This window comes from Caproicibacterium amylolyticum, assembly GCF_014467055.1.
GTDB lineage: Bacteria > Bacillota > Clostridia > Oscillospirales > Acutalibacteraceae > Caproicibacterium > Caproicibacterium amylolyticum.
In genome coordinates this window covers 613,349-639,357 of record NZ_CP060696.1, presented here as the reverse complement: position 1 = coordinate 639,357, position 26,009 = coordinate 613,349, and the positions used below count along the sequence as shown (strand labels likewise).

Below are 26,009 nucleotides of genomic sequence, written 5' to 3'. Positions count from 1 at the left end.
TATGTAAAGTTTAGTAATTCCATTCATTAGAAAATTGCAAGGCACACCTTCGCCACAATAAAGCCAATCAAACCGCAGCCAGGGAAAGTCAAGATCCACGTCAGAGCCATATCCTTGGCAACGCCCCAGTTAACCGCCGACATCCGCTTGGAAGCACCCACACCCATTACCGCAGTGGTGTTAGTGTGGGTGGTGCTGACCGGCCAGCCGGTCAGATTCGAAATCAGCAGGCAGATTGCGCCAGCCACGTTTGCCGCAAAACCCTGGTAGCGTTCAAGCTTTACCATGCTCATACCAACAGATTTGATGATGCGGGAACCGGCAACTGCTGTGCCTGTTGCCATAACGATTGCACACAAAACCATCATCCAGAACGGAATCTGCATCATGCCGTTGGCACCCGCGTTCTTTCCGTTTACCAGCAGCAGCCCCAGCATAAACACGCTGATAAACTTTTGTCCATCCTGCGCACCATGCATAAATGCCATCAGCGCACCGCCAAAGACCTGCGCGTTGCGGAAAAAACCGGTTGTACGCCGACGGTCCATGTTCCGGCAAATACCCGCTGTCAGCTTAGACAAAACCCAGCCGAGCCCAAAGCCCAGTCCAGCGGAAAGCACCAAACCATACAGTACCTTGATCCATTCACCGCCATTGATGCCGGAAACACCATTGTGTACCGCGATTGCCGCTCCAGTCAATCCCGCGATCAGGGAATGACTCTGACTGGTGGGAATGCCGATAAACCACGCTGCGGCACCCCAAACAACGATTGCAATCATTGCCGAACACACAGCAATCAAGGCATTGTGTGTATCACTGCCAAAGTCCACCATTTTGTAAATCGTTTCGGCCACCGATGGGCACAGCTTTGTCATCACAATAATGCCCAGCAGGTTAAAGACTGCCGCCATGACAACGGCCGCCTTCGGCGCCATGGAACGGGTGGACACGCAGGTCGCTATCGCATTTGGTGCATCTGTTCCGCCGTTAACGATAATTGCGGAAAGAATGAGCACCACCGTAATTAAAAATGGTGGGCTGCTGATTAGCTGCTGCAGGAAGTCGGAAAAAGTAATCGTCATAGCAGATCGATTTCTCCTTGCCAAGTTAAGATTTTAACATAAACTTAATTTAGTTTTAACAAACAAAACAATGATACCATGTTTTTCTGCAAGATACAAGAATTTGTTTGTAATTTTGCAAAAGTCTTTTTGCTCTTTAACTATATAATTTATAGCTAATATAATTTTAATAGTAATTCTCATAAAAAAATCCACCGCTGTTGTTTTAAAGCACAGCGGTGGATTTTTTCAAATACAGAATTATTGTCCGCCAAGAGGCGCAGAGGAAGCGGCTGTGGAAGACGTTGATACGGAGGAAATACCAAGCAGGGAAGCAAAGCGCGCTTCGTGCTTATCACTTAGCTTAAAGTTCGGATTATCTTTCAGAAGCGGTATAAAAATCTGATTGGAAAAGCAGTACATGCTGGGGTCAAGTGTACCATCCAGCGGCTTAAAAGTGTAGCCGTTCTGCACCCCATACTGAATGATGTTCCCGATCTGGCTGAGTGTCGCTTTTTTCACGGCAGTATTGTGCATCAGCGGAATATTGCCGCCGTTGCTTATGCCCTTTGTTACATTGGCATAAATCGCATTTGCGTCTGCACCCATGGCATCGTAGGAATCAATATCCCAGTCATAGAAGAAGAACCCGCGGCGTGTCATTTCCTTGATAATGCCCTGCCGCACGCTGGCAGTCATCTGGGGATTGTTGCTGCCGCCGGGAAAGCGGAAAAAGGGAGCGGCGTGACCGTTGGTCTGCTTTTGAATAATCTCATACATTTCATTGAAATCTGCCAGGAAAGCATCTACAGAAGCGTAAATCTTTTTATAGTTGTGGCAGGAGCTGTGCACTGCACAAACACAGCCTGCCTCATAAATATCTTTAATATAATGCATATCGCGCCGCTGTTCCGGCTGATTTGTCAGGAAAAACGTAGCCTTTACATTATTCTTTTTCAGGACTTCCAGCAGCTGCGGTGTCAAGGAACTTGGGCCATCGTCAAAAGTCAGGTACACCACTTTGTCCTCTGCATTTTTCCACTGGCCGATTTTCTTTCTTGCGTAAAGATTCGGATACTTTACTTCGTAGCCGGTCAGACCGGTTTTGCCGACCTCAAAGGCTTCTCCAGCTTTGGTTGGATCACCAGTGGAAGCAGCTGGCACTTCCGAAGATGAAGCTGCCGGCTTTGCTGCAGATGCCACAGAGCTGACAGAATTGACTGGCTGTGATTGGTGCAGCAGCAGCCGCGTTACCCCATAGGTACCGCCAACAAGTGCGATGACCAACACAATGCAGACAGCAACGATTGCCGCATGGCGCCTATGTATCTGCTTCCGGCGCTCGCGGGCACTCATTCGCTTGTGATAAGACATTTCTAACTCCCTCTTCCGTCACTGTGAATGGACAAAAAACTGTTTTTTCGTCCTTGGTTTACCATAATCCATTATAACAACTGCAGGACATAAATTCCAGTTAAAGAATTGTTACACCTGTATACAGTTTTGTAGGTTCCCTTCATTTTTATATGATTTAGGAGCAGTGCTCATACATGAATCTTTGGTTTCTTCTGGCGGCCGGGTTTTTCTGTAACATAAAAAATACGGTTGCGGCCGTTTTCAGCTGTCACACTGACGACCTCAAACATATCCAGTGAGCGGATGAAAAGGCTCAGCTTTTTAAAGCCGTAATTCCGCACATCAAAATCAGGATAGCGGCGCACCAACATGTTTCCTACGTCACCAATCAGTACGCGGCCGTCCTCGTCCGCATTGTCCCGCACCATATTATAGATGGTGTTAATCACCTTGTCCGGCGGCACCATTTCCGGCTTTGCCGCTTCGTCTTCTTCTTTTTCATTCTCTTCTGCCTGCTGTGCCAAAACTTCCAAATAGCGAAATTTGTTGCAGGCAGCAATAAAGGCATCCGGTGTTTTCTTTTCGCCCATACCAATCACCACCATGCCGCTTTCCCGCAGCCGGGCAGCCAGGCGGGTAAAGTCGCTGTCACTGGAAACCAGGCAAAAACCATCTACATGGCCGGAGTATAAAATATCCATAGCATCGATAATCATCGCGGAATCTGTTGAACCTTTTCCAGTGGTATAGCCGTACTGCTGAAAAGGAATAATTGAATTTTCCAGCAGCACACTTTTCCACGATGCGAGTGACGGCTTTGTCCAGTCGCCGTAAATCCGCTTGTAGGTTGCAACGCCGTCATTGCTGATTTCATCTAAAATGTATCGGATATACTTTCCAGAAACATTGTCCGCATCAATCAGCACTGCAAATCTGTTTTCTTCCGACATTTTCCTGCACCTTCTTTCCTTTATCTGTATTCTTTCATATTCTTCCTTTTTCATACCAAAAATCAATACAAATTTGCCGCCATCACGAACTTTTAAGAATGTTCGTTAATCCAGCGTTCCTTGGTCCATAAATACTCAAAACTTTTAAACTCTTTCTGCAGTGGCTTAGCATAATATGTACCTTCCTGCTCAAAAGAAAAACCGCACTTTTCAATCATGTGTTTGGAAGCAGTATTTTCCTGAAAGCAGCAGGCGTACACATATGTAATCTCCTGAGAAAAAAGCTCTTCTAAAACTGCACGGATGACCTCCGTCATGATTCCCTGCCGCTGATAGGCACGGTTCAGCACACAGCCAAGTTCTTTTGTGTCTGCCCGATGGTCCTCGGAATCTTCATTTACCGCAAGGTACCCAATTGCTTTTTTGTTCTTACGCAGAACAATCGCATACTTGCTGCGATTCTGTATATCTTTGGCAAGTGCAGCACGGGTTTCTGCAATCGTATGATGATGCAGCCATCCGGCTGCTTCTCCGACACCATCCTGACTGGAATACTCCCAGACATCCTGTAAATCACTTTCTATAAAATTCCGCAGAAATGTCCTTTCCGTTTCAACAAACATTTTTTCCTTTCTGTACGAACTGTCAAGCCGGATTCAAACCATTCGGCGCAACCCGGTACACTTTTTTGTAAACTTCTCCGCGAAAGCACTGAAATTCCTGAGGATTCAAAGCTTTGCCAGAGGACATGATCATCAGCGGGATCGGCTTCTGCCCATCAGCCATCGGCGGCTGATGATAGCTGTAGGAATTCAGGTAAAAACCATTTCGTTTGTAAAACTGAATACGGCGCTTCGCAAGCTCTGTTTGGGGTGGTTCAACCTCCAGCACTGTTTGAGCGGAATCTGCCTGTAAAAAGGTGCGCAGCATTCTCCAACCCAAACCATGGTTGCGCAGTTGTGGGTCAACCGCAAAGTGCTCTATGAACCGAAAGTCCTTTAACTGCCAGGAAGCCAGGAACCCACCCAGCAGTCCATTTTGTTCACATACAGCAACATGGTAATCTTTTTCTCCTAAGAGTTTTTTCTGCGCTTCCATGGGGCGCCGCTCGCTTTCGGGGAATGATTCTTTCATAATCTGATAAACGAGCTGAAACTCGCTTTTTTCCATAGATCTAAACATAATAATACAATACTTTCTCTTTTCTTTCAAATTTACTTTTCTGCCTGCAAAAACTCCCGCAGAAACGGCCGAAATGCACTGGGCAGCGGGTAGCCGGCCCGCAGCTCATCCGCATCCGCCCAAGTCAGCTTCTGCGCTTCCGGCAGGGGTGCCAGCCACACCCGCCAACCGGTCATGTGCCATTCAATATGCGTGAAAATATGCTTTGCAGGCGGCAGCGGTTTCAGCCGCACCGGCTCCAACCCAAGGGAGCGTACCGCTTCCACTGCCTGCTCCTGCGTTAATGCGCCGCCAAAGCCCGGCAGCTCCCACAAAGATGCCAGCAGTCCCTTAGGCGGACGCCTGCGCAGTGCCAGCCTGCCCTCCTGCTCCAGCAGCAGGATTGTCCGCTGTTCCACACGGCGCGGCGGCTTCGGTTTTTTCACCGGAAACTGCAATTCGGTTCCCTGACGATGCGCTTCACAAAATTCCGCCAGCGGACAGCTGCTGCATTTTGGAGCCGCATTCGGCACACACACCATCGCACCCAGCTCCATCAGTGCCTGATTAAACGCACCGCTGTGTTCCGCCGGCATCAGCGGTTGCAGTGCCGCTTCTGTCTGCCGTTTTGTTCTTAGGTCGGCAATATCCGCATGGTCTGCGGTAAGCCGCATCCAAACGCGCAGAACGTTGCCATCCACCGCAGGAACAGGCAGCCCAAATGCAATCGATGCAACTGCACCGGCAGTGTAGCTGCCGATTCCGGGTAAGGTAAGCAGCTGTTCATAAACTGCCGGCATATTTCCACCGTACTGTTCCATAATTTGTTTTGCCGCTTTCTGCAGGTTGCGTGCGCGGGAATAGTAGCCAAGTCCTTCCCACAGCTTCAGCAGTTTTTCCTCCGGAAGTGCGGCCAGCGCAGGAATATCCGGTGCCGCCTGTAAAAAATGGCTGAAATACCCTTTAACCGCTTCCACACGTGTCTGCTGGAGCATGATTTCTGAAACCCACACGCGGTACGGCGTACAGTTGTGCCGCCACGGTAAATCCCGTTTATTCTGCTCGAACCACTGCAGCAGCGGCTGAACGATTTGATTCATATTCATAATTTTTTTATCCATATGAAAGATGCCTCGCCGGCAAGCCTGCCGGACAAGGCATCAAACGAAATTTATTGTTTGTTTACAGAAATCAGTCAAGCTTGTCCGCAATGTCGCTGTACTTGCTGTCCAGCGCATTCTTTTTGTCCGCCTTATTCTTATACATATTGACCAGCGCAGTAGATTTTGCCACTGGCTGCAGTGTGCCGGCACCGGCAACACAGCCGCCCGGACATGCCATACCTTCCAGCAGATAACCGTTCAGCTTGCCCGCCTTTGCCAGCCGAAGCATCTGGCGGCAGTCCTTCAGGCCCTGTGCTGCCTGCACTTTCACCTCACGCTCCGGGGCAATCTTCTTGATTGCTTCCACAACCGCATTGGCAACACCGCCGCTGACCGCAAAACCGCGGCCTGCCGCAGTAGCCTCATTCAGTTCGCTGTCCGGAATGTCGCCGCCAAGGTCAACATTCTTTGCCTCAAACATTCCCATGACCTCTTCAAAAGTCAGCACAAAGTCCACATCACTGCGGATCGTGCGGCGGCTGGCTTCCAGCTTTTTCGCCGCGCAGGGGCCAACAAACACAACCTTGCAGTTTGGGTGCTCCTTCTTCAAACGGCGCGCTGCCAGCACCATCGGGGTAAGTGCCATGGAAATACACTTTTCGTACTCCGGAAATTCCTTTTTCGCCATTACGGACCATGCCGGGCAACAGGAAGTCGCCAGAAACGGCAGTTTTTCCGGTACATTCTCCAGAAAGTCATTTGCTTCTTCAATCGTGCACAGGTCAGCACCAACAGCGACCTCCGCCACATCGGTAAAGCCAAGCTCCTGGAATGCGCCACGCAGTTTTTCCGGAGTCATCTTCGGGCCAAACTGACCGACAAATGCCGGTGCAACCGCAGCATAAATTTCATTTTCCTGCTTGATGGCATGTACCACCTGGAAAATTTGACCTTTATCGGAAATCGCACCAAATGGGCAGCTTACCAGACACTGACCACAGGAAACACACTTTTCATAATTAATAGTCGCACGGCCAAGTTCATCGGAAGAAATAGCATCCATGCCGCAGGCAGAAGCGCAGGGACGCTCTACCTTAATAATTGCGTTGTAAGGGCAGACTGTAATGCAGCGGCCGCATTTAATACAGGCATCCTGGTCAATGACACTTTTCCCGTCTTCACCGGAAATTGCGTGCTTCGGGCAGACTTCCCTGCAGGGGTGTTCCAGACAGTTCTGGCACATCTCTGTGATATGCACTGTTTTTTCGGGGCAGGCATTGCAGGCAAACTTGATTACATTCACCAGCGGCGGATCATAATATTTTTCGGCAATGGCGCTTTCCACCACCCCGTCATAAACCGGTGCATGCTGCTCAACAGAGCGCAGCGGCAGACCAATAGCGAGCCGCAGGCGCTCGCCAACGATTGCACGCTCCAGAAAAATGCTGTTGCGGTAGCTTGCACGTTCACCGGGAACAATTTTGTAGGGGATTTCTTCTATACGGGAATAGTCGCCCCCCTCATATGCCAGACGCGCCACCTCTGTAAAAACCCGGCGGCGGATATCCGTAACGGAAGAGTGAACTCCTCTGATTGCCATTCGACATTCTCCTTTTTCATCTACTGACTCTTGCTTGACAAAAGTTTATCACACTGTACTCGTTCCTATTATAACAAATCACGAGCCATTTGTCTTGTAAAAAATCAAATTATTTGATTTTTTCCGTATTCCTTTTCCTGCCTTCATGCGGTTTTTTGGCAACATTTTTCAGAATGAACAAATTTTTAAGAGCAATCGCCGAAAATGAAGAACAGTTGCTTTTTCCCCGCTGCTTTGTGAAAAACAGCAGTTGTTATTTTTGAACGTGTGTGCTATAATATTTTAAACGTATGTTCAGTTAAAAAGAGGTGAAACCATTGGACCGCATCATTCTGCACAGTGACTGCAACTGCTTCTATGCTTCTGTGGAAGCACTTTACCATCCGGAACTGCAGGGCAAGCCCTTCGCAGTAGGCGGTGACCCGGAAAAACGCCATGGCATTATTTTAACAAAAAATCAGCTTGCCAAACAATGCGGCGTCGCCACCGGGGAAGCACTGTGGCTGGCGCGCAGAAAATGTCCCGATTTAATTGTGCTGCCGCCCCGCTTTCCACTGTACGTGCAATACTCCAAACGTGCGCGGGAAATTTACCTGCAGTACACTGACCAGGTAGAACCTTTTGGGCTGGACGAAGCATGGCTGGACATTACCGGAAGCGTTTCCTCCCCCGAACAGGGCATCCGCACCGCAAATGAAATCCGCTGCCGTATTCACGACAAGTTGGGCATTACCGTCAGCGTCGGTGTCAGCTGGAACAAAGTCTTTGCAAAACTGGGCAGTGACTACAAGAAGCCGGATGCAACCACCGTTTTCCTGCACAATGACTGGAAAAGCCGCATTTGGCCGCTGCCGGTGGAGAATCTTCTTTTTGTTGGCAAGGCAACGCAGAAAAAGTTACTGGAATACGGTGTGCATACCATCGGTGACCTTGCCGCCATGCCGCAGAAAGTGCTGCAGACCCGCTTTGGCAAAGGCGGTGACGTTCTGTGGCGCTACGCCAATGGTATGGACACTTCCCCTGTTGAACATTGGGGCAGCAAACCGGCAGTGAAATCCATCGGCAATTCAACCACCACTCCGCGGGATTTGACCTGCAATGAAGATGTTAAGCGGGTTTTTCTGGTATTAGCGGACAGTGTCGCACGCCGCCTGCGGGAACAGGGCTTTCTTGCGCGCACAGTTTCCATTGGTGTGCGGGATACTGCCCTGCATTCCTTTACGCGGCAGCATGCGCGGCAGGAATACACCAACATCACCCGGGAAATTGCAGAAGACGCCTATGCACTATTCCAAACAAATTATCACTGGATACGCCCACTGCGCAGCGTGGGAATTACAGTGTCCGATTTTGTTTCTGCCGAACAGTGCGTGCAAACCAGTCTTTTCAGCAATGAATCTTCTCGAGAGCGTGCGGAAAAGCTGGATGCCGCAGTCGATAACCTAAAAAAACGCTACGGCACCGCCTGTGTACGTCCGGCGGTTCTGCTGGAAGACATGATGCTGGCAGAATTTCAGGGAAATCGGCTTTCTGCGCTGCCCCCAGCGGCAGAAGCGCCCGCAAAGTAAACTTTCAGTTTGCAAGCGCAGCAAAAAAAGTTTCGTATGCATCCGACCACTCTGCAATCGGTTCCTCGGCACGGCCGTTGCAGCTGCAGAAAATATCGTCTGTAAACTGCTCACCCATCTCAAACAGTTCCCCTACCGTTACCGGATAGCCATGCGCAGTCGCACAAATGCAAAAAGCATCCATGGGGTCCTCTGCCTTGCGAGTTGCAAGCAGAGCTTCTTTTAACGTATTGTCTTTTCGTGCATCATCTAAAAGGTGCGATAGTGTTTCGTTCATAAAGCTCCCTCTTTTCTCTTGTTTCTACAAAAAAGTCCGCGGGAACTGCCCGCGGACTTCCTTGTCCATCTACTAAAATTACAGCAAAATATCCACTGTGTGTGTACCATCCGAATTAGCTGGGACACTGCCGGAAACGGCAGCCGTCTGTTGTGTCTGCTGCTGTGCAGCGTCACTTTGCTGTACAGCAGCAGCTGTTGACTGCGAAGAAGTGCCCTGCAGCTCCTGAATTTTCTGCTGGATATTTTGAATTTTATTCTGCAGAAGCTGTATCTGCTGCTGTGTTTCATCATTGGAGGCGCCGCCCTGCTTCAGCTTCGTCAGCTGCTTTTCATAAGACTGCTCTTCCTTTTTAAGCTGTGCAATTTGCTGTGCGGTACTGGTATCTGCTGCAGAAGTGCTGCCTGTCCCACTGACTGCTCCAACTGAATAACTGCTCATACACGGTTCCCCTTTCGAATTTACACATCTGTTTACTACAATCATAGACTGAACAAAACATTCTGTCAATCATAGAAATTCTTCTTATTCCCTGTTAATCTTTATAATAATTAAGTTACGTTAAGATTGAGTGAACAATAAAAGGAGCCTGTGTGAAAAAGCAAAGATAAGTTTGTGTGTTATCTGAAATTATAAAATACCATAGCGCAGATTTATTTCCACTCATACTGTATTTGCAAAATATCTTAAATAATATCTTGACATTCTTAAAAAGTTATGGTATTATAAATGAGTATTTTTAATGTACGAATTGCCTCACATTTTTTGTAAGTCATTCACGCTGTGAAAATTTACAAAAAATGTGAGTTTTTTTTACTTGTAAAATACTCAATAAATTTATGGAGGTACCTGTTTATGAATAACGGTACAGTAAAATGGTTCAACGAAGCTAAGGGATTTGGTTTTATTTCCAACGATGACGGCAGCGGAGATGTATTTGTACATTTCTCCAGCATCGTGAGCGATGGTTTTAAAACCTTGGCAGAAGGTCAAAAGGTAACCTATGACGTCGAAGCTGATCCCAAAAACAGCAGCAAAATGCGCGCAACCAACGTGCGCCCAGCATAATTGAGACTGAACATTGGCCGCCCATTTGTGGGCGGTTTTTTGTTTATTTCAATCCAGCTTTTAAAAGCGGCCTGTTCCAATTTCTTTTCATCACATACATTACCACACGTTAACTACAAAACAGCGAATGGAGGACCATCATGTGCAAAAACGCAAAAGCAATCCTAAAAAGTAAATTGATCGTGTATACCACTGGTTATCAGGAAGCCAAGCGAACGAAAGACTTGAAACGAATGGTCCAACTCGGCTCCATGATTAACGACTTGCGAAATGAAATAGAAACACTCAAAGAATAAAAAGTAACGGTTCTTACTTAACAGTAGGGGCCGTTTTTCATTGTAGTTAATCGCCATCACTCCAAACCAACGAACAATCCCAGTTTACAAGGCTGTCAAACTATTGTTTTTTGATTGAAAGCGCAGTTATTTCCGTTCCCCCACTTTGTGTCAATCTCCGCTTTGATTGAATAAAATAATAAAAATCTAAAACGGAGGCTCTGCTCATGAATTTTTTTAACGCATACGCATCTATTAAGACGTGTAAAACAAAACGCACTCTTACATACGACAATACAACCATGCTTACGTTTGCCATTTCCTATCCCAAAATATGCTTACAGAACAATGAACCCGTACAAACCTGCATCAATGCCGAAATTCAAAAGCAGGTTGATGCATTTTCTCAGCATGCATCCGGTGAACTGTATCAGCAGGCCATTGCCTATTATAAGGACGCATTGGAGCAGGGATTTCCCTTCCATCCCTATGACGCAGTTCTAAAATATGAAACAACTTACAACTGGAACTGCTATCTCAGCGTATACCGTGATCAGTACGAGTATACCGGCGGCGCTCATGGAGGTACGGTCAGGTCATCCGACACTTGGAACCTTACTAACGGAAAAAACGTCCCGCTTGCCTGCCTGTTCCCAGCCAATCAGGATTATTGTGGATTACTGACAGAGCAGATTATTAAGCAGGCTGACAAACAATATCAGCAAAATCCCGGAATTTATTTTGAAAATTACCGGGAACTGATTGTAAAGAATTTCAACAAAGAAAGCTATTATCTCACCCGCTGCGGCATCGCAATTTATTATCAGCAATATGACATTGCGCCTTATGCTACGGGAATCGTTGTATTCACCATCCCATACGCTGCAGTGGGCTGGCGTCCGCAATGTTTTAATTCTGCTAGCGAATAGTTGCGTTTATAATGCTCACAGATTAGCCGCACTTGCGCATGATTGACATTAACCTGATTTCCCCATGGATTTTGCTGCAGGCGTTGACTATTTTCGCTGTATAGGTTATTCTCGTGACTGCCGCCGAAACGCCTCTGCCAAGTGTGTATTCGTTAATTCCCTATTTCCCGACCTTAACCGGTCGGGAATTTTTCGAAAAACTTTTAGAAGTGTCCCAAATTGGGGATTTTGCTTAGAAAGCTTATTTTGTTGAATTTAACATTGACAATATATGGATATAACAATATAGTAAAAGTATATCTTATTTAGGAGGTATTCGTTTTTTGAAAAGATTAAAGTTCTTAGTTTCAGCAGCTCTGTCAGCAGCGGTGTTCATTTCATCCTGTCCCGTTGCTTTTGCCGCTGTGGACGTATCACAGCCTTGGGTTGAGTGCGACACAACCGTCAATTTTACACTGGACCATGGGAAAACATATGCTTACAAAATGACTGTGCACGGTACACATTCCAATCCCAAGATTGCCACCGGCAACAGCAAAGTGCTGCAGACAGAGCGCACGATTCACAAGACCGAAGGCGGAAATGACGTATATTATTTTATAGTCCACGCAATCGGAAAGGATGGTGAAGCAGCCGGCGTCTACACAACGCTCCCCGGTCAGGCCGCTGTTCGGCATTCTGACATTGCAATCCCTTACGTTGCGGGAATGTATAAAGCCGGAAGCAGTATTAAGGCCGGTCAGTATGTACTTACTCCAAACAAAGGCAACAGCGGTTACTATGAAATCCGCACCAGTCCTGCCGATTTCCTGGATAACCTTGAAACATATGACCTGTTCAATGGTAGAAGATACGTAACGGTAAAAAATGGACAGTATCTGATTCTCCAGCACACAACCATGATTCCCGCGAAAGATGCCGGAAAGTTTCTGTCTAACAACGGAAAATACAGCGAAACCATGTTCAAGGTTGGCTTTGACATTCCAGCAGGAACTTATCGCGTACAGGCTGCCAGCAGTGACAAGTTTTCCGAAGCATATATTGAACTTAAAAATTCGGATGGCGGTTCGCCTGGCAGCACCGCTTATGATGATTATTTCACTGGAAACCGCGATGTTAAAGTGAGTAATGGTCAGTACCTTATCATTGAGTACGCCACCATGACAAAATTTGAATAATTACTTTTTCCCGACCTTAATCGGCCGGGAATTTTTGATTTGCATTTCCTAAAGCTTATTTGATAAGCGCTGGGAATCATTGCCATACGTTTCATAATAGTCGTATTAAAAGTGGATGATGAAAACAAAAAGCTATTCTTCACAGAGGCTGATAATGACAGGCAGGTAGTATGAAATCCACTGTCAGAAATCACACTTTTTAATTTTCTTTTTTCCACCCTTGAAAATAGTCGTTTTTGTATGAAACACACATATTCATTAGTAAACGGCGAAAATTCGGCTTCTGAAAAAGCCTGAAAAGTGCCGTAAACGCAGTAAAGGCGCGGCTTCCGAAGAAACCGCGCCTTTACTGTTAAGAGAGAGGAGAAATCTTTATGAAAACAAACTGAAAGTTCTTAGGAGCACACCGCGGTCGGCAGATCCGCGGCTCGGCTTGTACCCCTTTGGAACAAGGTAAAGTATACTGTTTGGTTGTGACATATGATTGAATGACTTGTGAATGATTTGTAACACTTCTATGCACAATTTTAGAACATGATTATTGCTTGCGAACCATCGGCCAATCGTATATACTAGTGCTGACAATTACACATGCAGCCCCAAAATTCACCATTGTTTAAAATTTTAGGAGGCATCTTTATGCTGGAAAAAATCAATGCTGCTGTTGCGGCAATTCGTGAAAAAACACCTCTGATTCCAAAGGTCGGCATCGTCCTCGGTTCCGGCCTTGGCGGGCTGGCGGAAAGCGTGCAGGACCCCTGTGTTATCCCCTACAAAGAAATCCCGGGTTTTGCACCGTCTACTGCACCGGGACATGCCGGAAAACTGCTGCTCGGCAAAATCGGTGCTGTTCCGGTAGTCTGCATGCAGGGACGCCTGCATTACTATGAAGGACACCGCATGGAGGACATTGTGTTCCCCATTCGCGTAATGAAAGCACTTGGTGCTGAAACGGTTATTCTAACCAACGCTGCCGGCGGCGTCAACACCAGCTACAAAGCCGGCGACCTGATGCTGCTGACCGACCACATTAACTATCTCGGCACAAACCCGCTGATTGGTCAAAATGAGGAACAGATTGGCCCGCGTTTTCCCGATATGACCTATGTTTACACGCCGGCACTGCGCGAACTGGCACTGCGTACTGCAAAAGAATGCGGCCTGACTCTGCAGCAGGGCGTCTATCTTTCCACAACCGGCCCCAGCTACGAAACACCGGCGGAAATCCGCATGTTCCGCACATTGGGTGCAGACGCCGTTGGTATGTCCACCGTACCGGAAGCAATCGCCGCCGCGCACTGCGGTCTGCAAGTACTGGGCTTCTCGCTCATCACCAACATGGGTGCCGGTGTGGTTGACCAGCCGCTAAGCGGTGAGGAAGTAATCCGCACAGCTGATGCCCGCGGGCATGACCTGCAGCATTTAATCAGCGCCATTCTTGAAAAGATGTAAGTATCAAAAATGAAGCAGCGAAAATTCCGCTGCTTCATTTTTTTACTGTATTCTTCTGCCACCAAATGCATGAATCGTTCTGGTTCCCGCTTTGCATTCTCCTCCCTGCAAAGTTCCTTTTGGAATAAACAGTTCATCCCCAGCGTGTAATATGAACTTTTTTCCATCTATTGTTACTGTATATCGTCCCGATACACAAATCATGTATTCGTCATAATCATGCTTATGTTCTTTTGATACTCTGTCTTGAAAGCAAGTCCAAAAAGCCATCTGACTTCCATCTTCAGCAGTATAATAACAGCCTTTTATATCAAACGTATTTTGCTGATTTTCCGGAACGATATTTCTTTGCCTTTTCATAAAACCAGGAAAATCATTCAATTTAATTTCTCCTTTTAAGTTTTTGATAAAAAGAAAAAGGAGCCGCCTTTTGGCAGCCCCTAATCTCAACAAAAGATCCCTCTCATAGCAGGTATGTGGAACGCAGACGGCCCGAGCTGGGCATCAATCTGCTTTTGTTGACGTATGTGCAGCAGGGAAGGGAATACATACTTCCCTGTTACAAGTACCTATTATAACGGATAATCCGGCAAATTTCAATTCCAATTTTTAATTATGTTTTTTGTAGGATTCACCAACTAGTTCTGTTTGGTATGCTGAATGAAATTCCAGGAGTCACGGCACATGTCATCCAAATTGTATTTTGCTTCCCAATGCAATTCTTTTTTCGCCTTAGAAACATCCGCGTAGCAGGTTGCAATATCACCGTCACGGCGGGCAACAATCTTGTAGTTCACCTTTTTGCCGGAAGCCTTTTCAAACGCATGTACCACATCCAACACACTGCTGCCGCAGCCGGTGCCAAGGTTGTAAATAACGCAGCCGTTTACGGTGTCCAGCTTTTCCAGCGCGCTGATGTGGCCGCTGGCAAGGTCGCACACATGGATGTAGTCACGCACGCCGGTTCCGTCCGGTGTATTGTAATCATCGCCATAAACGGAAAGACACGGCAGAATGCCTGCCGCAACGCGGGCAACATATGGCATCAGGTTGTTCGGAATGCCGTTTGGATTTTCGCCAATCAAGCCGGAGGGATGCGCACCGATTGGGTTGAAATAACGCAGCAGCGCGACTCTTAAGTCCTTGTCAGCCACGCAGGTATCCTGCAGAATCTGCTCAATCATGACTTTCGTCGTACCGTAGGGATTGGTTGTGCCGCCAATCGGCATATCCTCACAGAATGGAACCGGGTTTTTGCTGCCATACACCGTCGCGGAGGAGCTGAACACAATTTGATGTACACCGTACTTACGCATCAGCTTCAGCAAATTGAGCGTACCGGTCAGGTTGTTGTGGTAGTATTCCAACGGTTTATGCACACTTTCGCCGACTGCTTTTAAGCCTGCGAAGTGAATGACCGCGTCAATCTTATTTTCCGCAAAGATTTTTTCAAATGCCGCTTCGTCCAGCATATCACATTCATAAAACGGAAAATCTTTTTTTGTGATGGTGCGGATTGCTTCCACTGCGCCCATGCTGGAATTGACAAAATTGTCCATTACAACGATATTGTAATTATGATTAAGCAGTTCCACACAGGTGTGGCTGCCAATGAAGCCGGCGCCGCCGGTTACCAGAATCGTTTTCATTGTTGTACTTCCTTTCTGCCGGAATTGCCGGCATTCAGCTTTGGTTCATTTTGTCTGTGGACATCATACACCGAAGTTTTGGGACCGTCAAGTTTTACTTGTCCTGCGCGGGGCGGTTGGCAAGGTACTTTTTGTATGCCGCGCGGAGTTCTTCACTGGTATTTTCCGGGCAGGTCGGGTTGCAGTTTGCCCACGCGCCGGTTTCGCTGGAAGCGTTGAATTTCTGCTTTTCCGCGCTGCGCATCGGCGGGAAGAATTTAATATGATAATGAAAATCTTTGCTGTAATCGCCGCTGTTCACCGGTGCGCTGTACATACACATCATGTACGGAAAGCGGTAGTCAAACAGTGCGTCCAGCATACCGGCTGTGTCGCGAATTGTAATGCCTAGGCTGTCCCTTTCTGCGCCGGTCAGGTCTGTAATGTAGGAAACATGGCGGTTTGCCATAATATAGACACCATATGGATAATCGGAATAAAACGGCAGATACACTGTGAAATGTTCATTGCTGAAAATAATGCGCTTCTGCTCTTTCAGTTCATTTTTCAGGGTGTCGCAAAAAAGGCAGGAACCGTTTTTCTGATAGTATTCCTTTGCACTGTGGGACTCCACCTGAATCCGCTTTGGAATAAAGGAGTAGCCGTACATTTGACCATGCGGGTGCGGCATGGTTACGCCAACAACATCCCCGCGGTTTTCAAACGGGAAAACGTACTTGATTTTCTCATCTGCCGCCATCTTGCTGAAACGCTCGCACCAGAGGTCAACCAGCTTGCGCATATGGCTGTCAGAAAGCTCGGGCAGCGTAGTGGTGTGTCCGGGGGAATACAGAATGACTTCACATTTGCCGTAATTCGGTGCCGTTTTAAAGAAATCCGTTGCCACATCATCGGGAGCAGGCGGGTCCTGCGTGAGCGCCGGAAAATCGTTGTCATACTCCATTACTTCGTAGTCTGGCACATTACCGAAACTTGGGCAGAACGGACAGTAATCCTTGGGCATCTGCGGGCGGTTCTGCCGGTTGCTTGCAATCATGTGCCAGTCCTGTAAAAACGGGTTCCATCTTAATTCAGCCAATGTAATTAACCTCCATTTATCTTATCAAACTTGAAAATTATGTTAAAGAAGTTACTTTCCGTCGCTTTCTCAGGAAGCGACCGCAGTGTGACGCGCGCAGCGCCACGACCTTTCCCTTGACCATAAGCCCTTAGTATCCTCAGAAGCGCTCGCGGGCTTCGAGGGCACGCGAGGCGGGCGAAACTTTTTTACTGTACGCGCGCTTTACAGCATCTGCGTGCCGCCCACCGGACGCACCCGCAGCAGGTGGCAGGAACCTTCCCCAAGCCAGCTGTTCATAGTCTGCACAAAGTCCGCCGCATATTTCTGCGGAACAAATGCCTGCACTGTTCCGGCGAAACCGCCGCCGTGCACACGCCATGCCATTGCATCTTTTTCCGGCAGACCGGCCGCAAAGTGTGCAATCAGACCGAGTGTTACGGAAACTGCCTGCTCATTCCAATGCTCTGCACTGTAAATATTCTGCAGATACATAAAAGAAGATTCACCGGATGCACGCACTAATTGCTTGAATTTTTCAAAGTCTTTCATGCGCAGCGCAAGTGCTTCATCCTTCGCGCGTTTATCATCGCTATAAAAATGCATCGCGCGCAGAACCGGACGGTCGCCAATTTCTTTGCGAAGCTCCGGGATATGTCCGTAAAACTGTGTTTCCGGCACCTCACTGAGAACTTCCTTGCCAAAGTGAGCAGCAACTTTCTTCATTTCTTCCGGAATCGCCGCGTAGTCCGGCGTCAGGTCGGCGTGGCTTGCGTGGGTGTCGATAATACAAAGCGCGTAACCGCAAGAGTTCAGGTCAAAGTCCACTTGCTGGGCCTTGGGCTTGTCCTTGTCCGCAAAGTCGATTGCCACAAAGCCTCCAACGCTGCTTGCCGCCTGATCCATCAGGCCACTGGGCTTGCCGAAGTAAACGTTCTCGGCATACTTCCCCACCTGCGCGATTTTCATAGCGCTTTCCTTACCGGAGCAGAACAGCGCATTGATAATCGTACCGACCAGCACCTCAAACGCTGCGCTGCTGGAAAGGCCGCTGCCGCTGAGCACCTGCGAGGTGGTATACGCGTCAAAACCGGAAACCGGATAGCCCATTTCGATAAAACGGTTTGCAATTCCGCGAATCAGCCCTTTGCTTCCGTTCTTTTCGTTTTCCTGCACAGCAAGATTTGTTAGGTCAATTTCATCCTCCGGGTACCCCTGCGACTTGATGCGGATTTTGTAGTCCTCATTGCGGGAAACAACTGCAATGACATCCAGATTTACTGCTGCCGCCAGCACATGACCGCGCTGATGGTCTGTATGGTTGCCGCCGATTTCTGTGCGCCCCGGCGCGCTGAACACGGAAACCTCACGGTTTTCACCATAAAGGGAAGCAAAGCAATTAACCGCATCCGCATAGCGCTGTATGGTTGTTTCGCAGTCCTCATCCCCACAGGCATAAATATGTTTTATCTTCTCATTCATTGTACCCATCAAAAAGGCTTCCTTTGCCTGCGCAAGTTTCATTTCATACATCTCCTCGTTTCAACTTTTTATGACAAATTCAGAGTTTTTAATCAATTTTTTTAAACTGTTTACGTTTTTATATTAGTCCGCTTTGGTGATTCCTGCAAGCACGGAATGTTTCAAATTTATGGATAAATGTTGCGCGCCTGTGCTTTTGGAACTTTGCACAGGCGCGCAGCAGGGAATTTATTTAATTTGCCAAAACACAAAAGTAATGCTTATAAATATCAAAAATCACTTTCCGTCACTTTCTGAAAATACCCCTTAGTGGCACACGAACGGTGGAAAGCAATTATCACACTGCTACTGCGTACGCACCGCATGCTGCTTCGCAAAATTTTCCCATCTTCCGGAAAAAAAGCGAATCATAAACACCGCCGCGCGGAACGCCCAGTCAATAATCATGGCAATCCACACGCCGACGGCACCCATGCCAAACCACTGCCCCAGAATATAGCTGAACAAAACGCGGAACACGCACATGGAAAAGATTGACCAGATCATTGGGAAGCGAACGTCGTTTGCCGCACGCAGAGCATTCGGCAGAACAAAGGACATCGGCCACAGCAGCATGGCAAATCCATCATGAATAAACACCAGTTTGGTCGCAAGGTCCAAGGTGTCCGGTCCAAGGTTATACAGCTTAAATATGTACTGCAGAAAAATCAGCACGCTGCCGCACACCACCGCCATACTGGCGTAGGCAATGCCGGTCAGCCGTTTGGTGTAGTACCGCACCTGCTGCATATCTCCAGCACCCACGCAGCGGCCGATTACAGTAATCATCGCCAGCGAAATAGCTTGTCCCGGAATGCAGCCAACTCCATCCAGATTGTTAGCCACGGCATTTGCCGCAACCTGCACCGTACCGAAAACAGAAATGATGCTGACCACCATCGTGCGCCCTAACTGGAACATGCTGTTTTCCAAAGCACTGGGGATACCGATGCGCAGGATTCGCTTTATCATGGCGCCGTTTGGTTTCAGCGCCTGCCACGAATAAGAAGCATAAACGGCATTTTCCTGCCGTCGTATCAGCATCAGCATAATCACCGCGCCTGCTGTACGGGAGATGGTAGAAGAAATCGTAACACCCTCCACACCGCTGTGCACACCGAAGATGAAGAATGCGTTCCCGGCAATATTCATCACATTCATAAAGACCGAAGTCATCATGGAAATGCGGCTGTTGCCCATAGAACGGTACAGTGCCGCACCAGCGTTATACAGCGCGATGAACGGATAGCTGACTGCCGAAATCGTAAAAACGATCGTACAATTCTGCATGACTTCATCCGAAATCGAACCGAAAAACACACGCAGAATCTGCCTGCAGAAAACCAGGCACAGCACCATAAATACTGCACTGATCAGCAGTGACACCGTCAGCAGCTGTGAAGCCGCCCGGCAGGCACTCTCCCGGTCTTTTGCACCCAGATACTGACTGACAACAACCGCGCCGCCGGTGGTCATTGCCGCAAAAACGTTCAGCATCAGCACATTGAGCATATCCACCAGTGAAACAGCACTGACCGCCGCTTCTCCAACGGATGAAACCATCATAACATCCGCCATGCCCACCGTTACTGCCAGCAGTTGCTCGATAATCAGCGGCCAGATGAGCTGCCATAACTGCCTCTTTGTAAACAGGGTTCCCTGTTGTCGTTCCATTGTTTCCTCCTCAAATTTGAATTTTGAATTTAATAATATGAAATAGCTTTCATTCTTTCCGTTCATCATTGTACGCGCCCATCCTGTAAAAGTAAATAGAATGTTTTTACTTTTCACTGCGGCGAATCTTTCCTTTACAGACTGGAAATGGACATGCAGCTGTTGTATAATAATGAATTATGGTGGCTATCTTACATATTGATTTGAAGGGAAAACTTTATTGATGCTGAAAACTTCTGAAAATACGAAAATTGCTGTTACGGTCGTGCTTCCGGCAGCCTTGTGTACACTGCTGTGGGGCAGCGCTTTTCCATTCATTAAAATCGGCTACGAAGCATTTCATGTAGAAGGACCTTTTTCGCAAATTTTATTTGCCGGCTATCGTTTTGCGCTTGCCGGACTTTTGGTCCTTCTGTTTCAGTCTGTCCGACAAAAGTGCTTTTGCATTCCGCCGCGCGGCAGCAGACTTTCAGTTTTCCGCCTCGGCCTGGTGCTGACCGCCGGACAATATCTGCTGTTTTACCTGGGGCTGGCCCACACGACCGGTGTGCGCGGCTCTATTATTCAGGGTACCGGAACATTCCTGACAGTGATTTTGGCACACTTTTTCCTGCGCGGAGATGACCGCATTACCATAAGCCGCATACTGGGCTGTCTGATTGGTTTCGCCGGCGTTGTACTGGTAAATCTGGACGGTGCCGGGGGTAGTTTCACCTTTGCAGGTGAGGGTTTCATGTTCCTGGCAACCGCTATGTTTTCTGTTGGCTCTCTGCTCAGTAAGGGTGTTACCCGCACGGTGGAACCGTTCTGTGCAACCGGTTGGCAGCTGTTTCTGGGCGGAATCGTGCTGATTGTGATCGGCATATGCGGCGGCGGGCAGCTTACGCCCTCCGGTGCGGCCTGCTGGGGCATTTTCCTGTACCTTGCAGCGCTTTCCAGTATTGCTTTCTCCATTTGGGCAATTCTGCTGCAAAAACATCCGGCTGGTCAGGTCGCCGTTTACAATTTTCTCACGCCGGTATTTGGTGTGCTGCTTTCCGCATTGCTGCTGCAGGAATCCCTTTCCGGCTGGAAAACAGCAGTGGCACTCATTCTGGTCTGCGCAGGCATTATTCTGGTAAATCTGGCCGCTCCGGCAAACCGCCGCAAAAATAAAATTTAGCAGTAAACGGATCATACACAAAAGGAGGTGGCTGCTTGAAAGAAAATCTCTCCCTTCCTTATACGGAACAGCCGGTGTTCATTCGGCTGATTAAGCGCTTTGTAATTCATGACATTGGACGTTCCGCAGCTGCACTGGCTTACTACTTTCTGTTCTCTATGTTTCCGGCACTGATTCTGCTTACCATGCTGCTGACGTGGCTGAACCTGCCGCCGCTTTTTATGGGCATGCTGAAAGGAATCGTGCCGCAGGATGTTTTGGATATTGTGTCTAACTATATGGATCACATCAGCAAGGTAAACAGCAGCAGCAAAAATCTTTCTTGGCTGATTGGCAGCATCCTGCTGCTTTTTTACTTCACGATGCGCGCCATGAACTGCGTAATACGCAACATACGCACCGCTTACGGCTACAAATCGACAAAATCGCCGCTGCGGCAGCAGCTGAACCTGTTTGTTGCAACTTTTTTCATGATGATTGCGATTCTGTTTTCACTGGTACTCATAAACGTTGGACGGCGAGTGCTGCACTTCCTTTCACCAGTGCTGCATCTGACCTCCACCTCAATCAACGTTTGGAACCTAACTCGTTTTGTCATTCTCGCAGCTGTTCTGTTTGCGGTACTGCTTTTAATCTATTATCTGGTGCCTGACCGCTTACATTCTCCAAAGCGGGTACTGCCCGGCACCTTTCTTGCCACGGCCTCGTGGCTGTCATTTTCCATTATCTACGCATTCTATGTGGAAAATATCAGCAATTATTCCCTGCTGTACGGTGCGCTTGGAGCTGCAATCGTTCTGCTGCTCTGGCTGTACTTCAGCAGCTTTGTGCTGATTATTGGTGCAGAAGTAAACGGCATCTATTTGGAAATGCGCACAGAAATGCGCACAAAAAAAGTTAAAGTGCCGCAGTGGAAGTACTTGTGGGTGTGCGGCTGGAAGTTCCACCGTTCGCCGAAACAGACACCCACCAAAAATCAGTTCAACAAAAAATAGGAAGCAAAATCGGCAAATTTTTAAATGAAAATCACCTCATGCAGCGGGCAACCTATGCATGAGGTGATTTTTATGCAATACAAGCCAGACGAACTCTTTAAGGACTGCCGCCGAAGTGCAGCACAGCAGGTAAGCGGCTTCGAGCAGAACAACGACCGTTACTGCCACATTCCGGACTGCAGCATTGAAGATGTGCTTTCCGGCACAAACAGTGCTGACATTTCCTATGAAGGCGGCATTGCCACAACCGGACAGACCCACGCAAATGCTGACGAAAGCGCTGACCGCGCCGCCAAAAAGGCACAGCGCTCCGCAGAAGAACAGACGGACACAGACGAAGAAGAAAAACTGCGCCGCTGCCCGCCGCCTCGTTTTTATCAGTGATGCAGCAGCTGCCGGAGTGGTGCCGGAAAGATGAGGAAACCGCTGCTTACTTTTCCAGTCTGCCGCCGCAGGTACAAAATTTTCTTCTGGACTCCGGAGTGGAAATTGACACCCTCGGCGAACTCATGCAGACAGCAGAACATTTGAAAGGGATGCTTTAATATTTTCAAGCAGCCATGTCTTTCAAATCATTTTCCGCCTCTTGAAACGTATCCGCTGAAAAAACAAATCCGCCGAATCTGTCAAATACCTCCACATGACCGTTCACCTGTTTGATTTGATAACCCATGACTGACATCTCCTTTTGCAATCTACTTTTTGATTATCTTCAGTATAGCAGAATCAAAGTACAATAAAGTGTACTTTTGAACTTGTTTTACAGGAAAATTCAGTTGAATTTTTACAGTTTCTGTGCTATTCTGAAAGAAAAGGGAGTGGACTGCATGGCGAAAGCAGAGGGACAGAAACGGCGGATTCTTGCGCTGTACCAAATTCTTTTGGAATACTCTGACGACCAACACTTAGTTTCAATGGAAACGATTCTTAGCAAATTAAAAGAAGCAGGTGTTCCGACCGGCCGCAGAAGCGTTTACAATGACATCGCCGAGCTGAATGACGGCGGAATCTCCGTGGAGCTGCAAAGAGGCACCGGCGGCGGATACCGGCTGTGCAGCCGTCCCTTTGGCTTTGAAACCTCTGACCTAAAGGTGCTTGCAGATGCAGTTGCGTCCGCAAAATTTCTCACCGAGAAAAAATCCCGCCAGCTGATTCAGAAAATCGAATCGATGGCCAGCCGCTATGAAGCGGAACAGTTGCAGCGTCAAATTTATGTAATGGGGCGCGTACATTCCGAAAACGCGCAGTCCTACTATAATGTAGACAGTATCCATCAGGCGATTTCCGTGGGACGTAAAATTAGTTTCCAATATTTTCACTATGACCACAAAAAACAAAAAATTTACAAATATCATGGCGAACCTTATGTAGCTACTCCTTATGCACTGTGTTGGAATAATCAATTTTACTATATGGTTGCGTGGTATGACCGCTGCAGTGAACTGCGCAACTTCCGCGTTGACCGTATAGAAAACATTCTGATCTTGGAAGAACCCGCGCATCCTGCCCCGCCGGACTTTAATTCTGTAAACTACACAAAGCAGTCTTTCAGCATGTACGGCGGACAGGAGGAACAGGTTACACTGGAATTTGTAGAAGCTCTTGTTGATTCTGTTCTGGACCGCTTTGGACTGGGCACCAAAATGTACGCGGCAGATGCACCCGGCTGGTTTCGCGTGGTGGTCAATGTGCAGATAAGCCCGCCGTTTCTGGCGTGGCTGTTTCAATTTGGCAGCCAAGTACGTATCATTTCCCCCGTTCGTGTGCAGGACAGTCTGCAAAAGCAGGCGTGGGCTATTATTCAGGAAAACGACAGGAAGTAGTTTTGGATGTGCTTTGTTACAAAATTAAGCACCTGCTGCGAAACTGATCAACCGCAGCAGGTGCTTTTTCAATGTGTTTTTAAATTTTTTAAAATCAAATGACCTGCCAGGGGTTGTTCTCTCCCTTTTCAAAAGCCAAACAACTTTTTATAGAGTTCTCCACCATGTCGCTGACCGCCTGATCCGTATAAAAAGCGGTGTGCGGCGTGACAAGCACATTTGGCATTGCTTTGAGCAGAGCCAGGTCACGATTGGCAAGCGGCTTGTCCTGCAAATCTTTGTAGTACAGTCCGCTTTCGTTTTCAATCACATCCAGCGCAGCACCGCCGAGTTTTTCACCCTCTAATGCATCAATCAGTGCTGCCGTATCCACCAGTGAACCGCGGCCGGTATTTACCAGCACTGCGTTCGGTTTCATTTTTGCAAGATTTTCTTTTCCAATCATATGGTAATTTTCATCTGTTGCAGGCATATGCAGAGTAACGATATCGCTTTCTCTCAGCAGCGTATCCAAATCCACATAGGACGCAAAAGCTTTTACAGCAGCGCTCTCAAACAAATCATGGGCAAGGATGCGGCAGCCGAATCCGGTCAGCCGGGTAATCACTGTTCGCCCAATCCGCCCTGTACCGACAACACCAACGGTAAGATTGGAAAGTTCACGTCCCTGCATCCCCTGCAGTGAAAAATTTTGTACCTGCGCATGGCGCAGAATGGATTTCATGCGTCTCGTTGCCATCAGAATGAGCATCAAAGTGTAATCTGCAACACTGTTTGGTGAATAGCTGACATTGCCGACATGAATGCCCAAGTATTCCGCATACGCTGTATCAATATGGTCATATCCAATGGTTCGTGTGGAAATGTAACGTACACCTGCCTGGTACAGTGCGTCCAGCACACCGCGTGTTACTGGAGTGGTGATGATACTGACCGTACTGCTGGCCTGTGCAAATGCAGCATTTTGTGCCGTCAGCGGCTGCTCGGTTTCTTTGAGCTCCACCTGATACTGCTGTGCAAATTTCTTTAGAAACGCAGCTTCATCCGCACGGCAGGAATATACCGTAATTGACAATTCAATCCACCCTTTCTGCCACAGAACATCGTCTTCAGTTTTTTGTACATTTAATGTCCATTATAGACCACTCAGAGAAAAAAGGAAAGCACCTGTATCTGCAGAAAAAATGCTTGCCGCCCCTTGCTGAATATGCTATACTGAATTCCGCTTCGTTTGACAGCAAATCCGAAAAAAGAAGGAAAGCAGTATGGAGTCCACAGCAGAAAAAGTTGATTTACCCTCTGTATCCAAAGAATTTTCTCTTTTATTCTGCGGTGAGCGTGCCTGCCAGCCGGGACATTCTTTTGGCCCTGCTGTACGGGAACATTACATGATGTACTACTGCATTTCCGGGCATGCAGTTTTTCAGGCTGGCGGAAAAAGCTACACACTTGGCCCGCAGGAAGGATTTTTGGTTTTACCGGAAGAAATCACGTTTTATCAGGCAGATTTGAATGACCCGTGCCACTGCATTTGGATCGCTTTTTCGGGCACTCAGGCAGAAACGCATCTGGCGCGGTGCGGGCTTTCCGGTAAACAGCGTGTTTTTCGCTGTAAAGAAGCTGAGGCACTTTCCGCTTGCCTGCAGCAGATGCTGGAACACCGAAAACTTTCCTACAGTGATGAGTTTTTTTTACAGGGACTGCTTTATCAGTGGTTTGCTCTGATTGCCGCGGACAGTGCACTCCCCTACGAACAAAACGGGCCTACTAAAAATCTTTATGTCAATAAGGCCGTTGAATATATGCAGCAAAACTATCAAAATGACGTTACAATCGCCGAACTTTCGGACTATGTATGCCTAAACCGCAGCTACCTTACTTCTTTGTTTCAGCGGCAGATGCAGATGTCACCGCGTGACTTTCTGATACATCTGCGCGTTGAAAAAGCCTGTGGCCTGCTGTACCGCTCTGACCTACCGGTAAATCAGGTTGCACACTCCTGCGGTTACCCAGATCCGCTTGCCTTTTCAAAAGCTTTTCATAAGCTGACCGGCTGCAGCCCCAGTGACTACCGAACACAAAAACGTGCGGAAAAGATGCCCGTGCTCTCTCAATATTAAAAAGAAGCTGCGGTACCACAAATTCAT

27 protein-coding genes are annotated in these 26,009 nt (G+C 47.8%); 11 read left to right on the top strand and 16 right to left on the bottom strand.

Annotation, left to right across the window (positions count from 1 at the left end; all coding sequences use genetic code 11):
- Positions 1 to 26: 26 nt before the first annotated feature.
- The 7 genes from H6X83_RS02860 to H6X83_RS02830 all read right to left on the bottom strand — a co-directional run bounded on the left by H6X83_RS02860 (position 27) and on the right by H6X83_RS02830 (position 7,228).
- Positions 27 to 1,085: an inorganic phosphate transporter gene (locus H6X83_RS02860; protein ID WP_212507670.1), complete on the bottom strand. Its 1,059-nt coding sequence runs from the start codon at positions 1,083 to 1,085 to the stop codon at positions 27 to 29.
- A gap of 240 nt (positions 1,086 to 1,325) precedes the next feature.
- Positions 1,326 to 2,438: a polysaccharide deacetylase family protein gene (locus H6X83_RS02855; RefSeq protein WP_212507669.1), complete on the bottom strand. Its 1,113-nt coding sequence runs from the start codon at positions 2,436 to 2,438 to the stop codon at positions 1,326 to 1,328.
- Positions 2,439 to 2,608: 170 nt separating this feature from the next.
- On the bottom strand, positions 2,609 to 3,370 hold the full coding sequence (locus H6X83_RS02850) for an NYN domain-containing protein (protein ID WP_212507668.1): 762 nt from the start codon (positions 3,368 to 3,370) through the stop codon (positions 2,609 to 2,611).
- 92 nt (positions 3,371 to 3,462) lie between these two features.
- Positions 3,463 to 3,993, bottom strand: coding sequence for a GNAT family N-acetyltransferase (locus tag H6X83_RS02845; RefSeq protein WP_212507667.1), 531 nt, complete (start codon positions 3,991 to 3,993; stop codon positions 3,463 to 3,465).
- 22 nt (positions 3,994 to 4,015) lie between these two features.
- On the bottom strand, positions 4,016 to 4,552 hold the full coding sequence (locus H6X83_RS02840) for a GNAT family N-acetyltransferase (protein ID WP_212507666.1): 537 nt from the start codon (positions 4,550 to 4,552) through the stop codon (positions 4,016 to 4,018).
- A 32-nt stretch (positions 4,553 to 4,584) separates the two neighbouring features.
- Positions 4,585 to 5,652: an A/G-specific adenine glycosylase gene (mutY, locus tag H6X83_RS02835; RefSeq protein ID WP_246419463.1), complete on the bottom strand. Its 1,068-nt coding sequence runs from the start codon at positions 5,650 to 5,652 to the stop codon at positions 4,585 to 4,587.
- Positions 5,653 to 5,722: 70 nt separating this feature from the next.
- Complete coding sequence (locus tag H6X83_RS02830; protein ID WP_343063144.1) at positions 5,723 to 7,228, bottom strand: 4Fe-4S dicluster domain-containing protein; 1,506 nt, start codon at positions 7,226 to 7,228, stop codon at positions 5,723 to 5,725.
- Between the two features lie 323 nt (positions 7,229 to 7,551).
- On the opposite strand from H6X83_RS02830, the gene dinB reads away from it, so the two are divergent.
- Positions 7,552 to 8,802 (top strand): DNA polymerase IV, encoded by a 1,251-nt coding sequence (dinB, locus tag H6X83_RS02825; protein WP_212507664.1) that lies wholly within the window; start codon positions 7,552 to 7,554, stop codon positions 8,800 to 8,802.
- A 4-nt stretch (positions 8,803 to 8,806) separates the two neighbouring features.
- On the opposite strand, the gene H6X83_RS02820 is transcribed toward dinB, so the two are convergent.
- Together H6X83_RS02820 and H6X83_RS02815 are read right to left on the bottom strand one after the other, a co-directional pair.
- Entirely contained in the window at positions 8,807 to 9,079 is a 273-nt protein-coding gene (locus H6X83_RS02820) for a hypothetical protein (RefSeq protein ID WP_212507663.1), read from the bottom strand.
- Positions 9,080 to 9,157: 78 nt separating this feature from the next.
- Positions 9,158 to 9,520 carry a FlxA-like family protein gene (locus H6X83_RS02815; RefSeq protein WP_212507662.1) on the bottom strand — a complete coding sequence of 121 codons (363 nt, stop codon included), beginning with the start codon at positions 9,518 to 9,520 and terminating at the stop codon, positions 9,158 to 9,160.
- Between the two features lie 414 nt (positions 9,521 to 9,934).
- Between H6X83_RS02815 and H6X83_RS02810 the strand changes: the two genes are divergently transcribed.
- The 4 genes from H6X83_RS02810 (at position 9,935) to H6X83_RS02795 (ending at position 13,981) form a co-directional block, all read left to right on the top strand.
- Positions 9,935 to 10,147: a cold-shock protein gene (locus tag H6X83_RS02810; RefSeq protein WP_212507661.1), complete on the top strand. Its 213-nt coding sequence runs from the start codon at positions 9,935 to 9,937 to the stop codon at positions 10,145 to 10,147.
- Between the two features lie 502 nt (positions 10,148 to 10,649).
- Positions 10,650 to 11,351 carry a DUF3298 and DUF4163 domain-containing protein gene (locus H6X83_RS02805; protein ID WP_212507660.1) on the top strand — a complete coding sequence of 234 codons (702 nt, stop codon included), beginning with the start codon at positions 10,650 to 10,652 and terminating at the stop codon, positions 11,349 to 11,351.
- A 323-nt stretch (positions 11,352 to 11,674) separates the two neighbouring features.
- Positions 11,675 to 12,529, top strand: a complete 855-nt coding sequence (locus tag H6X83_RS02800; protein ID WP_212507659.1) for a hypothetical protein — start codon at positions 11,675 to 11,677, stop codon at positions 12,527 to 12,529.
- 639 nt (positions 12,530 to 13,168) lie between these two features.
- Positions 13,169 to 13,981: a purine-nucleoside phosphorylase gene (locus H6X83_RS02795; protein WP_212507658.1), complete on the top strand. Its 813-nt coding sequence runs from the start codon at positions 13,169 to 13,171 to the stop codon at positions 13,979 to 13,981.
- A 42-nt stretch (positions 13,982 to 14,023) separates the two neighbouring features.
- Here H6X83_RS02795 and H6X83_RS02790 read toward each other — a convergent pair whose 3' ends face one another.
- The 5 genes from H6X83_RS02790 to H6X83_RS02770 all read right to left on the bottom strand — a co-directional run bounded on the left by H6X83_RS02790 (position 14,024) and on the right by H6X83_RS02770 (position 19,882).
- Positions 14,024 to 14,362: a cupin domain-containing protein gene (locus H6X83_RS02790; protein WP_212507657.1), complete on the bottom strand. Its 339-nt coding sequence runs from the start codon at positions 14,360 to 14,362 to the stop codon at positions 14,024 to 14,026.
- 257 nt (positions 14,363 to 14,619) lie between these two features.
- Positions 14,620 to 15,630, bottom strand: coding sequence for a UDP-glucose 4-epimerase GalE (gene galE, locus H6X83_RS02785; RefSeq protein WP_212507656.1), 1,011 nt, complete (start codon positions 15,628 to 15,630; stop codon positions 14,620 to 14,622).
- Positions 15,631 to 15,724: 94 nt separating this feature from the next.
- A complete protein-coding gene (gene galT, locus H6X83_RS02780) occupies positions 15,725 to 16,708 on the bottom strand; it encodes a galactose-1-phosphate uridylyltransferase (RefSeq protein WP_212507655.1) in 984 nt (327 codons plus the stop codon).
- Positions 16,709 to 16,912: 204 nt separating this feature from the next.
- Entirely contained in the window at positions 16,913 to 18,211 is a 1,299-nt protein-coding gene (locus H6X83_RS02775; protein ID WP_212507654.1) for a galactokinase, read from the bottom strand.
- A 303-nt stretch (positions 18,212 to 18,514) separates the two neighbouring features.
- Positions 18,515 to 19,882 (bottom strand): MATE family efflux transporter, encoded by a 1,368-nt coding sequence (locus H6X83_RS02770; RefSeq protein WP_212507653.1) that lies wholly within the window; start codon positions 19,880 to 19,882, stop codon positions 18,515 to 18,517.
- A 223-nt stretch (positions 19,883 to 20,105) separates the two neighbouring features.
- On the opposite strand from H6X83_RS02770, the gene H6X83_RS02765 reads away from it, so the two are divergent.
- The 4 genes from H6X83_RS02765 to H6X83_RS02750 all read left to right on the top strand — a co-directional run bounded on the left by H6X83_RS02765 (position 20,106) and on the right by H6X83_RS02750 (position 22,584).
- Positions 20,106 to 21,044: a DMT family transporter gene (locus H6X83_RS02765; protein ID WP_212507652.1), complete on the top strand. Its 939-nt coding sequence runs from the start codon at positions 20,106 to 20,108 to the stop codon at positions 21,042 to 21,044.
- 35 nt (positions 21,045 to 21,079) lie between these two features.
- Positions 21,080 to 22,039, top strand: a complete 960-nt coding sequence (locus H6X83_RS02760) for a YihY/virulence factor BrkB family protein (protein WP_212507651.1) — start codon at positions 21,080 to 21,082, stop codon at positions 22,037 to 22,039.
- 72 nt (positions 22,040 to 22,111) lie between these two features.
- Positions 22,112 to 22,423, top strand: a complete 312-nt coding sequence (locus H6X83_RS02755; protein ID WP_212507650.1) for a hypothetical protein — start codon at positions 22,112 to 22,114, stop codon at positions 22,421 to 22,423.
- On the top strand, positions 22,420 to 22,584 hold the full coding sequence (locus H6X83_RS02750; protein WP_212507649.1) for a hypothetical protein: 165 nt from the start codon (positions 22,420 to 22,422) through the stop codon (positions 22,582 to 22,584). The genes H6X83_RS02755 and H6X83_RS02750 overlap by 4 nt, the downstream gene beginning before the upstream one ends.
- Before the next feature lie 5 nt (positions 22,585 to 22,589).
- Here the strand turns inward: H6X83_RS02750 and H6X83_RS14660 are convergent, their stop codons facing one another.
- A complete protein-coding gene (locus tag H6X83_RS14660) occupies positions 22,590 to 22,712 on the bottom strand; it encodes a hypothetical protein (RefSeq protein ID WP_281391045.1) in 123 nt (40 codons plus the stop codon).
- 154 nt (positions 22,713 to 22,866) lie between these two features.
- On the opposite strand from H6X83_RS14660, the gene H6X83_RS02745 reads away from it, so the two are divergent.
- Complete coding sequence (locus H6X83_RS02745; RefSeq protein WP_212507648.1) at positions 22,867 to 23,862, top strand: helix-turn-helix transcriptional regulator; 996 nt, start codon at positions 22,867 to 22,869, stop codon at positions 23,860 to 23,862.
- 94 nt (positions 23,863 to 23,956) lie between these two features.
- On the opposite strand, the gene H6X83_RS02740 is transcribed toward H6X83_RS02745, so the two are convergent.
- Positions 23,957 to 24,937: a D-isomer specific 2-hydroxyacid dehydrogenase family protein gene (locus H6X83_RS02740; RefSeq protein WP_212507647.1), complete on the bottom strand. Its 981-nt coding sequence runs from the start codon at positions 24,935 to 24,937 to the stop codon at positions 23,957 to 23,959.
- Positions 24,938 to 25,127: 190 nt separating this feature from the next.
- Here H6X83_RS02740 and H6X83_RS02735 point away from each other — a divergent pair, with 190 nt between their 5' ends.
- On the top strand, positions 25,128 to 25,982 hold the full coding sequence (locus tag H6X83_RS02735; RefSeq protein ID WP_212507646.1) for an AraC family transcriptional regulator: 855 nt from the start codon (positions 25,128 to 25,130) through the stop codon (positions 25,980 to 25,982).
- Positions 25,983 to 26,009: the final 27 nt, after the last annotated feature.